The following is a 9156-nucleotide window of genomic DNA, read 5'->3' on the forward strand; positions in this document are numbered from 1 at the left end:
CTCAGAAGTTGTGGCACGCCTTGAAGCCACTGGTCGGGATGTGATTGAGCTGAGCAATGCTCAAATCTCTGGTTTTGCAGGAAATGCAATTGAGCTGATGGGCAAGGATGGCCCCCTGCTCGCACTTTCGCAAACTGCCTATGATATTTTGACAGAAGAGCAACGCGACAGGATCTCAGCGACTGCAACATTGGTGCCGCTTGCTATCCCAACGCTTGAGCTGGCTGGCGGTTCTGTGCGCTGCACAATTGCAGGTCTTCACCTGTCCCCGCGCAACTAATTCCAGCGAAACGAGATACGCCCGCCAGAGAAACTCCGGCGGGCGTATTTATATCCGTTGTAGAGATTATCTGAAGTCAGATGATCAACGTTTCTTTCTTTGAGACATTCTGAGTATGTTTTACGACGCGCGGATTGCGTTGACCCCAATCTGTATAAAGATCAGCCATGATGGTGCCTGAAGACGCCTCTGCCATTTGAGTTGTGATTTCAGCAGATTGCTGGCTGCCGAACACAACCACTTCCTCTCCCAATGCAACGCCCGTGAGATCTGACACATCCACTACAATGGTGTTCATGGAAATCTTCCCCAAAACGGGCTGTTTTCTGCCCTGAACAAGCACACTGCTTAGCCCTGCGAAGCGTCGCAGATACCCGTTGGCGTATCCCAGTGATACAGTCGCAAGTCGCTTGTCTTCATTCAGCACCGTCGCACGGTCATAACCAATCGTGCTGCCAGCGGGGAATTCTCCAAGGCTTATTATTCTCGCCTTTACTGTCATGGTGGTCTTAAAGCCAAGCTCTGGCTTTACAATGCCGTACATCACCGCACCACAGCGCATCATGTCCGTGTAAGGGTTGCATGAGGAGACAAGTGTCAGTGTGCTGCCGGCATGGACCAGCAGGTTCTCACGCTGCAGAGATGTATTGGCGGTGACCCAATCCACGTCCTTATGATATCGCGCGATGCTCGCCTCAAGTTCCTCAGGTAGATTTGAGGGAAAATGAGTGCTCACGCCTATGATGTGCGGTCCCAGCAAATCTACGATACGCTGGCATACCTCTTTGCCTTTTAGAGAGGAAAGCTCCAAGCCATCCCGAGACATTCCGCCTGCATTTAACGAGAGATGATAGTTTGCAGGGGTGCTGCCATTCCTTCGGACACTGGCAAGTTCCAATGCGCCCTCTAGACTGCCCACTTGCTCCTGAACCTGAAAAAGCAAAGCAGCTTCAGCCTCATCGCGCGTTGTTGCCCGCAACCGGAGCAAGTTACCTTTATAACCGGTGTCGCGAACAGCCTGCGCTTCTGCGTTTGACGTGATGCCGACGTAACGAACGTTGTTGCGCTGGATGATTGGCATGACGTTCGCGATACCGTGTCCATAGGCATCCGCTTTGACAACGGCACAAAACTTGGTTTTGTCGGGCAAAAGCCCGAGCGCAATCTTTAAATTCGCTTCAATTTGGGTGCACAAAATCTCGCACCAAGATGAATACATTGGTGTTGCCATCTTCATATATGCCGATGTGAAAGTAACAGTAGAGAGCTGCCTCAGCTCATTAGAGTGAGCTGAGGCTAAACTCTGATCAGCCGAACACCAGTTCTGGCAACCAAAGCGCAACCTGCGGAATAAAGGTCGTGATTACCAGCGTTGGCAGCCATGCGAATGCAATCATTATCAGCGTCGGCTTCATCATCTTGTTGACCGGGGCGTCCGTCACACGAGCCCCAAGATAAAGCAATGGTGCTGTTGGAGGCGTGATGTTTGCCATGCCCAGATTGACGCCAAGCACCGCTGCAAAGTGAACCGGTTCCATGCCGACACTTTGCACGATTGGCAGCAAGAGCGGAGCAGATAGCAACAAGCCGGAGATATCATCCATCAGCATGCCAATGAGGATCATGACCAGATTGACCATCAGCAGGATAATGATCGGGTTATCAGAAACTGAGTAAATTAGATCCTTTGCCATTGCCGGAATATTCTCAAACACCAGAAACTGGCTGACAATGAGCACCATAAGTACCATCATCATGACAACACCGATGGTTGTGCCGGCATAGCGCAGCGTTGGGAAAAAGTTCTCTCTATCAAGACCGCGATAGATAAAGAAGCCGATCGGAATTGCGTAGATTACAGCGACACCAGCAGCTTCTGTTGGTGTCATAACACCACCATAGATGCCACCCAGAATGATCACAGGCATCAAGAGCGCAGGCATAGCTTTGAAGCTTCTGGTGCGCAGTTCAAACGCGAACTTGCCTCCCACACGTTCGGTCTTCAGATCCTTTACATTCCGCAGCATCACGAAGTTCACGATGCAGAGGAACCCGATGAGGATGACCCCTGGAATAACGGTTGCCAGAAAGCATTTGAGCACGGATTGCTGTGTGGTCCAGGCATAGAGAATTTGTGAGGAACTGGGCGGGATGAGCAGGCCCAATGGACTAGCGCTCACGATCAACGCCGCTGCCATGCCTTCCGGATAGTTGGCTTTTCGCAGATGCGGCATCATAATGGAGCCGATGCAGGTCAGCGTAGCAGCAGCAGAACCAGAGATGGCTCCAAAGATACCACTTGCAACAACTGCGGCAGCACTCAGCCCACCACGGACGTTGCCCACCATAAGTTCAGCAAGGGACACTAGAGGCGCCGCGATGCGGCCTCGCTCCATGATTGCCCCAGCCAGGATGAACAATGGGATTGCAAGCAGGACCAGTGAGCTCACCTTCCAGTGCCCTGTTGGCATAAAGCCGCTGACGTCGTGCCCGCCAAAGAGCGCGATAAATAGCAGAACAGCGCCAAAGGACATCGGGACGCTGACACCAATCACCAGCATGAGACAGATAAGAATAAGGCTTCCCAGAATAATCATAGTGCTGGCTCTTTTGTTTTTGTTGTCTCTGGCATGACCGGTGGAAGCGACACATCATCTTGCTGTTGCACATTTGGTTGTGCCGCAGATTTGGCTGGGCCGGTTTTGACGAGCACGATCAGATGCAGCAGGCTGTAGAAGGCCATGGTTGCAAAGCCGACCAGCATGGCAAGGCGTGGGACAAAGAACGGAATTCGAAGGGCAATTGTTGCGCGCCATCGGGGATAGCTGTCGATCTCATCAATAATCATGAGCGCGGACCAATAGACCAGTGCCATCGCAATGATGAACTCAATCGAACCAATAACGAGGGCCCGTACATGTGCTTTGCGTGGATCCTTGATCACATAGGTCAACAAGTCTGCATTTACATGAGAGCCATCGTAGGTTCCCATTGCTGCGCCTGCGAAATACATCCAGAAACAGATAATCAGCAGCCACTCTTCATAGGCAAACAGGTCTGAGCCAAATCCATAGCGAAAGATCACCACGAGGAAGAACGTGCCAGCCATGATGATGCAGCCAATGGCAAGCAACCAGGATTTGATCGTTACCAGGCGGTCGACAAATCGAGACCAGCCTGGTGAGAGGTGTTGTGAGAGTTCAGACATGAATGCTCATAGTTCTGGCTTAACTTCAGGAAAAGGAACGGGCAGCATAAGACCACCCGTTCGCATAGGTATCTTTGTGCTTATTTATCTGCCATCAGAGCATCGATGGTGTCTTTGCCAACGATTTCAGAGATTTGTGGCCATACGTCCGCACGCACTTTCTCAGCGATAGCAGCACGGTCCTCATCAGATATAGTCACAACCTGATAACCGCTTTCCTGAAGCTTCGTGACGTATTGTGCCTCGTTGTTTCGGCCCCAGGCGGCATAATCGCGTGCGGCTTTATCAAAAGCTGACTGGACAGCTGACTGCTGCTCTTGGGAGAGTTTGTCCCACGTGCGGCTGGAGGCGTAGTAGGTGGTGTTTTCGACTACAGCGTTGTACGGGATGAAGGCTTTGCCAACATCAGAGGTTGCAAATGCGCTGTAAGCCAGCTGCGCAGTACAGCAGATCGCTCCATCAACCGTACCCGCCTGAATGGCAGGAAAGACTTCGCCCCAGTTCATTGTGGTGGCTTTAAATCCGATTGATTCAACTGTCGCTTTGATGACCTGAGAGCTCCAGACACGAATGTTCATGCCTTTGTCGCCTGTGTTGCCTGCATTGTCAGGCACATCATTTGCTACAACACCGATGAACCCTTCTGGTGCGTTTGCCAGTAGCTTGAGACCCAAGCCGTCAAGACGCTCAGCAAAGATTTTATTGAAGGCAGAGCCCTTGTTCAGATAGACTTTTTCGGCTTCATCCCAGCTGCTCACAAGGTATGGCAGAGAGTTGATTTCAAGGACCGGATCACTGTGCGCATACACCACGGAATGCACCAGATCTACGTTTCCACGTGCAGCAGCTTCAAACAGTTCTTCGCCCGCACCGAGCTGGCCTGCCGGGAACACGGTTACTTTCAAATCAACATTGGCAGCTTCAATATCAGTCTTGATTTGCTCCAGCAGTGTGTTGCCGTAATGCTCAACTGGCACAACACCGGCAAGCTTCAAGGTGGTTGCAGCAGAAACGCCGCTTGTCAGGCCGATTGTCAGCGCAGTTGCAACTGCGAATTTTGTGAAATTGGTCAAGTGTCTCTCCTCCGGAAAATCGTTTTTTGCGTATGCCGAGTGCTGGTTGTGTGCGCTACCCCTTTTTGCTGCAACTAACAACCTACGCATAAATTCATAGGACCAAGAGTAGACGCATTAAGCAAGTTCATATATTTAATGTAGATATAAATTTGAGTAATATCATATGAATCGAACCTCTCTTGAACGCTTCTGTCGAAACCTCGATTGGAACTTGCTTTATACCTTTCTCATCATTGTTGAAGAGAAAGGGGTTACCAAAGCAGCAAAGCGGCTTTTGCTGACACAACCAGCCATTACCAATGCCTTGAAACGATTGGAAAATCAGTTTGATTGCATGCTGATAGACCGGAATGCAGGTGAGTTCTCACTGACCAAAGCGGGGCAACTTCTCTATGAGGAATGCCTTGAGATTTATAGCGGTGTGTCGCGCATTGCAGCAGTCCTGAAAGACGTGCGCGAGGACGTGACCGGACACGTTTCCATCGCAACAGCAACCCATGCCGAGTCGCCTGTGATTGATGCAGCATTTGTCCGTTTTCACAGGACGCACCCAAAGGCGACGCTCTCAATCAAGGTTGCAACAAGTGGTGATGTGGTGACGCAGGTGAAGCGCAAAACGGCGTCTTGCGGAATAGGCCTCACCACGGCTCGTCAACCTGGCCTGACCTATGAGGTTATCTACCGTGAGAGATTTGCGCTTTATTGTGGTCGCCTCAGCCCGCTGTTTGGGCGTGATGATATTCGCAAGGAAGAGCTCGCCCATGAGCCCTATGTGACTTTCCCCACTGATGAACCCGGCGGAGAAATGAGTGAGTTTGCCATGGCGCGCAATAAGCTGGGCATTGAGCATTCTCCTGTTGGCCGGTCCTATCATTTGGAAGAGTTGCGCCGACTGATCGAGATTGGCGTCGGCGTCGGCCCATTTCCGGTCCATGTGGCCCGGCCTTATGTCGAGGCGAAGCGCTTATGGCGCATTACCGACTTTGCAGACCTGCCGGTCTACGACATTGCACTCATTACGAACTCAAAGACCCGGCACAATGCTGCAGAGGCAGCGTTTATTGAAATCTTGCGGGATGAAATCAAAAAAGTGCCTCTGGAAGACAGAAGTTACCTGAACTAGGCCTGACCACTGGGGGGCAAACGAATGCCCCATCTCTGGGAGAGATGGGGCTACAAGTTCGTCGGTGAACTTTAATCAGCAAGACCCAAAATCTGATTAATGATCGTAACGAACAGATCTGCTCCGATCGGGATCAGCTCATCCGGGAAGTCATAGTCAGGATTGTGGAGCTGAGGCTGTGTTTCTCCAGAGCCCAAAAAGAACATGGCAGACTTTGCCCCATCCAATCCAAATCGGCCAAAATCTTCTGACCACCGCATCGGATAATCCAGTTCCTTCAATGGGGTGCCGACCCGTTTTGCTGCCTGAATAATCTGATCACGGCTTTCTGGATGGTTGACACAGGCAAGGAAAATATCATGCCATGTGATTGCAACATCCAGATCAGGAGTTGCCTGCGTGACAGCTTCTTGTGCCCGGTCAATCATATCTTCCATCAATGCATCACTGATGGACCGCAGTGTGACACGCAGCTCTCCAAACCCGGGTGCAATCCCAAACGTTGGCTCCCCTAAACGGGCATGTGTTAGTGTGCTGAGTGTGAATTGATCATTCATTTCTCCCCCGACACCCAGCTTCGCGAGCTGCTCCATTAACACAGAGATTGCCGAGGCCGGAGAGAGACCATCTTCCGGTGCTGCTGCATGAGAGCTCTTTCCGCGCAGGTTGATCTGCATTCCGCGAGATGCGCAATTGGCATACTCCCGGCATATGCTGACTTCTCCCATGGGGCGTCCCGGTAAATTGTGCAGTGAGAAGGCGAAATCGGGTCGGAACTCTGCGAAGTTCGGATCTTCAATCACAGCCGCCGCCCCTGCTCCAGTCTCTTCAGCTGGCTGGAACATCAACACAACACGCCCTTGCTTCGGGCGTCGTGCGGACAGCAAATGTGCTACGCCAAGAACCATCGTCATGTGCCCGTCATGCCCACACAGATGGCCACGGCCCGGGATTTGTGAGCGATAAAGAACCTCAGAGATCTCCTCAATCGGCAACCCATCCAGCTCACAGCGGATCATGACAGTTGGCCCATCTGCAGCGCCACAATACTCAGCAATCACCCCAAAACCGCCAAGCTCGGAAACAATACGATCAGCCCCAATCCGCTCGAGTTGTTCAACTATAAAGCGGCCAGTTTGTTCTTCTTCACCAGAAGCTTCCGGCGCTTTATGCAATGTTTGCCGAACATCTGTCAGATAACCAATTTGTTCAGCAGTCAATTTGAACTGGATCGTGTCCAAAATGTGACTTCCCTCTTCAATCGAAAAAGTTCTTGAAAATTTAAACTACTTTTCATTAAACATATTTTACAAGTAAGGTTCAATTATAGTCATTTTTCGATTAAATCACTTGTTTTTCGTTTTAAAATTAACTTCAATATATCAATTTCTTATTCTGTGAAGTGAAAGTCAAATTCATTTATTTTATGCGCTTATAAAATGAGATTATGAGACTATCAAACTGCATACTTCATTGAGGCCATGATTTACATCTTCATCATTTTTGGGGCTGCATTCGGATTGATTGCTGTTCCTCTAGGGTTTTTTATCGGCCTTCAGGTTTCGCCAATACTTGCGAATATTCTTCTGTTCCCCTTCATTACGGCCAGCTGGCTGCTGGATGTGCCTCTTGGAGAAATGTCCGGCCTGCTGCGCATCTGCCTCACAGTGCTGTCTTCAATTATCTGGGCAGGATTGTTTGGCTTTGTTGGTACACTGCTCAAGAAGAAGCCTTCTTAAGCGGTTAAGGAATTACGATATGCGCTTGCGGTCATGCCGGTGTGTTTCTGGAAGACCTTGTTAAAGTGGGATGCGTCAAAGAAGCCGGACCGTATGGCAACATCTGTGATGGTTGCCTCTGTTTCTCCCAGTAAGCGTTTGGCTTCTTCTACTCGTATATGACTGAGTGCTTCGGCTGGGGATTTACCAAGGTCAGACTTAAATTTCATTTCAAGGCTGCGCCGTCCAACGCCCAGCATCTTACAAAGCTGCTCTATGCTGCGCAGATTTTCCGTTTCCTGCTGCATCATCAACACTGCCCTTTGGATCAGATTATCTTTGGCTTTTAGTGACGTTGGCAGGAACGGCTGGGCTTTGCTGTCATCCTGAGCTTCATCCACCATCAGAATATGAAGGCTCTTGCGTGCTTGCCGCAGGCCGACATGACGCTCAACCAGATGGGCTGCAACATGCACTGCACTGGTTCCCCCTGAACAGGAAATACGGTCCCGGTCCACTACAAAAATGCGATCAGAGACTGGCTCCAATCCATCAAATTGCTCAAGGAAGTCCGTCCGGTGAAACCAGCTCACACAGCATTTATAACCGTTCATCAAACCGGCACGGTGCAGAATAAAACTACCAGTACACAAGCCGATCAAGGGCACGCCCTTCGACACAGCAGATTTCAGATAGTGCACATAGCGAAGATCAAGGCGTTCAATGTGGTCGATCAGCCCTCCAACAACCACCAGATAATCAAAATGAGCTGGATCGATCAAATTGGTATCAGGATGGATGCGCACGCCGCAACTGGCGCGGATGGGCTCCATATCAGGCGCGATGACGCTCCAGCTGCATAGAATTGGCCTGCTGCTGTCTCCTTCATCGGCAGAAAGGCGCAGGACATCAATAAAGCTGGCGAAGGCCGACAATGTGAACCGGTTGGCCAGAATGAAGCCAACATTGAGCGCTGGTCGGGGCTGCCGCTTGGTCCGTGTTGTGTTCTCCACCTGCACCTCCTGCGCAAAAATACCTCATAATATTCGCAAGGGTACCATACACAATTTTACATAGCGGGCAATCTCTCTTGAATTCCAAGGAGGTAGCCTTGTCAAAATTTTCCGCAATGTCGCTCCTGAAAGGAGCGCTCTCAGGCTATAAAAACGTTGAGCCTCAATGGCCTGACGCTGAGCTGAAAAGCGAATATGACGTCATCATCGTAGGTGCCGGTGGGCATGGCCTTGGGGCCGCCTACTATCTGGCAAAAGAACATGGCATCACCAATGTGGCGGTGATTGACAAGGGATGGCTTGGCGGCGGCAACACTGGCCGGAACACGACCATCATTCGCTCGAACTACCTTTATGATGAAAGTGCGCGCCTTTATGACCATGCCGTAGATCTATGGGATGGGCTTAGTCAGGACCTGAACTACAACGTCATGTTCTCGCAGCGCGGTGTGATGATGTTGGCGCACAATGTTCATGATGTGCAGAGCTTCAAGCGTCACATACACTCCAATCGTTTGAACGGCGTTGATAATGTCTGGCTCACTCCTGAACAGGCCAAAGAAAAGTGCCCGCCCCTCAACATCGCGGCCAACGCACGTTATCCGGTGATGGGAGCCGCGTTTCAGCAACGTGGCGGGACGGCACGGCATGACGCGGTGGCTTGGGGGTATGCACGCGCTGCTGCGGCAAGAGGCGTTGATATTATTCAGAACTGTCCAGTTCTTTCTATCGAACGAG

10 protein-coding genes are annotated in these 9156 nt (G+C 50.8%); 4 read left to right on the plus strand and 6 right to left on the minus strand.

Annotation, left to right across the window (positions count from 1 at the left end; genetic code table 11):
* Positions 1-280 (plus strand): arginine deiminase-related protein (locus tag PPL9_RS34370; RefSeq protein WP_244273454.1); only part of this gene is annotated, 280 nt, incomplete at its 5' end.
* Between the two features lie 76 nt (positions 281-356).
* Here PPL9_RS34370 and alr read toward each other — a convergent pair.
* The 4 genes from alr to dctP form a co-directional block, all read right to left on the minus strand.
* Positions 357-1517, minus strand: a complete 1161-nt coding sequence (alr, locus tag PPL9_RS24600; RefSeq protein ID WP_057465182.1) for an alanine racemase — start codon at positions 1515-1517, stop codon at positions 357-359.
* Between the two features lie 70 nt (positions 1518-1587).
* Complete coding sequence (locus PPL9_RS24605) at positions 1588-2877, minus strand: TRAP transporter large permease (protein WP_057465183.1); 1290 nt, start codon at positions 2875-2877, stop codon at positions 1588-1590.
* Positions 2874-3488 carry a TRAP transporter small permease subunit gene (locus PPL9_RS24610; protein ID WP_057465184.1) on the minus strand — a complete coding sequence of 205 codons (615 nt, stop codon included), beginning with the start codon at positions 3486-3488 and terminating at the stop codon, positions 2874-2876. The genes PPL9_RS24605 and PPL9_RS24610 overlap by 4 nt, the downstream gene beginning before the upstream one ends.
* A gap of 80 nt (positions 3489-3568) precedes the next feature.
* Positions 3569-4561 (minus strand): TRAP transporter substrate-binding protein DctP, encoded by a 993-nt coding sequence (dctP, locus tag PPL9_RS24615; RefSeq protein ID WP_057465185.1) that lies wholly within the window; start codon positions 4559-4561, stop codon positions 3569-3571.
* A 166-nt stretch (positions 4562-4727) separates the two neighbouring features.
* Between dctP and PPL9_RS24620 the strand changes: the two genes are divergently transcribed.
* Positions 4728-5687, plus strand: a complete 960-nt coding sequence (locus tag PPL9_RS24620) for a LysR family transcriptional regulator (protein WP_057465186.1) — start codon at positions 4728-4730, stop codon at positions 5685-5687.
* 71 nt (positions 5688-5758) lie between these two features.
* On the opposite strand, the gene PPL9_RS24625 is transcribed toward PPL9_RS24620, so the two are convergent.
* Entirely contained in the window at positions 5759-6928 is a 1170-nt protein-coding gene (locus PPL9_RS24625; protein WP_244273455.1) for an amidohydrolase, read from the minus strand.
* A 240-nt stretch (positions 6929-7168) separates the two neighbouring features.
* Here PPL9_RS24625 and PPL9_RS24630 point away from each other — a divergent pair, with 240 nt between their 5' ends.
* Positions 7169-7426, plus strand: a complete 258-nt coding sequence (locus PPL9_RS24630) for a hypothetical protein (protein ID WP_057465187.1) — start codon at positions 7169-7171, stop codon at positions 7424-7426.
* Here PPL9_RS24630 and PPL9_RS24635 read toward each other — a convergent pair.
* A complete protein-coding gene (locus PPL9_RS24635) occupies positions 7423-8418 on the minus strand; it encodes a GlxA family transcriptional regulator (protein WP_152986821.1) in 996 nt (331 codons plus the stop codon). The two genes, PPL9_RS24630 and PPL9_RS24635, sit on opposite strands and share 4 nt — an antisense overlap.
* A 98-nt stretch (positions 8419-8516) precedes the next feature.
* Here PPL9_RS24635 and PPL9_RS34375 point away from each other — a divergent pair.
* A partial coding sequence (locus PPL9_RS34375) for an FAD-dependent oxidoreductase (protein WP_244273456.1) occupies positions 8517-9156 on the plus strand: 640 nt, incomplete at its 3' end.

The organism is Pseudovibrio sp. POLY-S9 (assembly GCF_001431305.1).
In the GTDB taxonomy this organism is placed as follows: Bacteria; Pseudomonadota; Alphaproteobacteria; order Rhizobiales; family Stappiaceae; genus Pseudovibrio.

Bases quoted from the DNA above. Each gene is read 5' to 3' on its own strand.
- PPL9_RS24620 (WP_057465186.1), top strand. From the start codon at position 4,728: ATGAATCGAACCTCTCTTGAACGCTTCTGTCGAAACCTCGATTGGAAC.
- PPL9_RS24630 (WP_057465187.1), top strand. From the start codon at position 7,169: ATGATTTACATCTTCATCATTTTTGGGGCTGCATTCGGATTGATTGCT.
- PPL9_RS24605 (WP_057465183.1), bottom strand. From the start codon at position 2,877: ATGATTATTCTGGGAAGCCTTATTCTTATCTGTCTCATGCTGGTGATT.
- PPL9_RS24610 (WP_057465184.1), bottom strand. From the start codon at position 3,488: ATGTCTGAACTCTCACAACACCTCTCACCAGGCTGGTCTCGATTTGTC.
- alr (WP_057465182.1), bottom strand. From the start codon at position 1,517: ATGAAGATGGCAACACCAATGTATTCATCTTGGTGCGAGATTTTGTGC.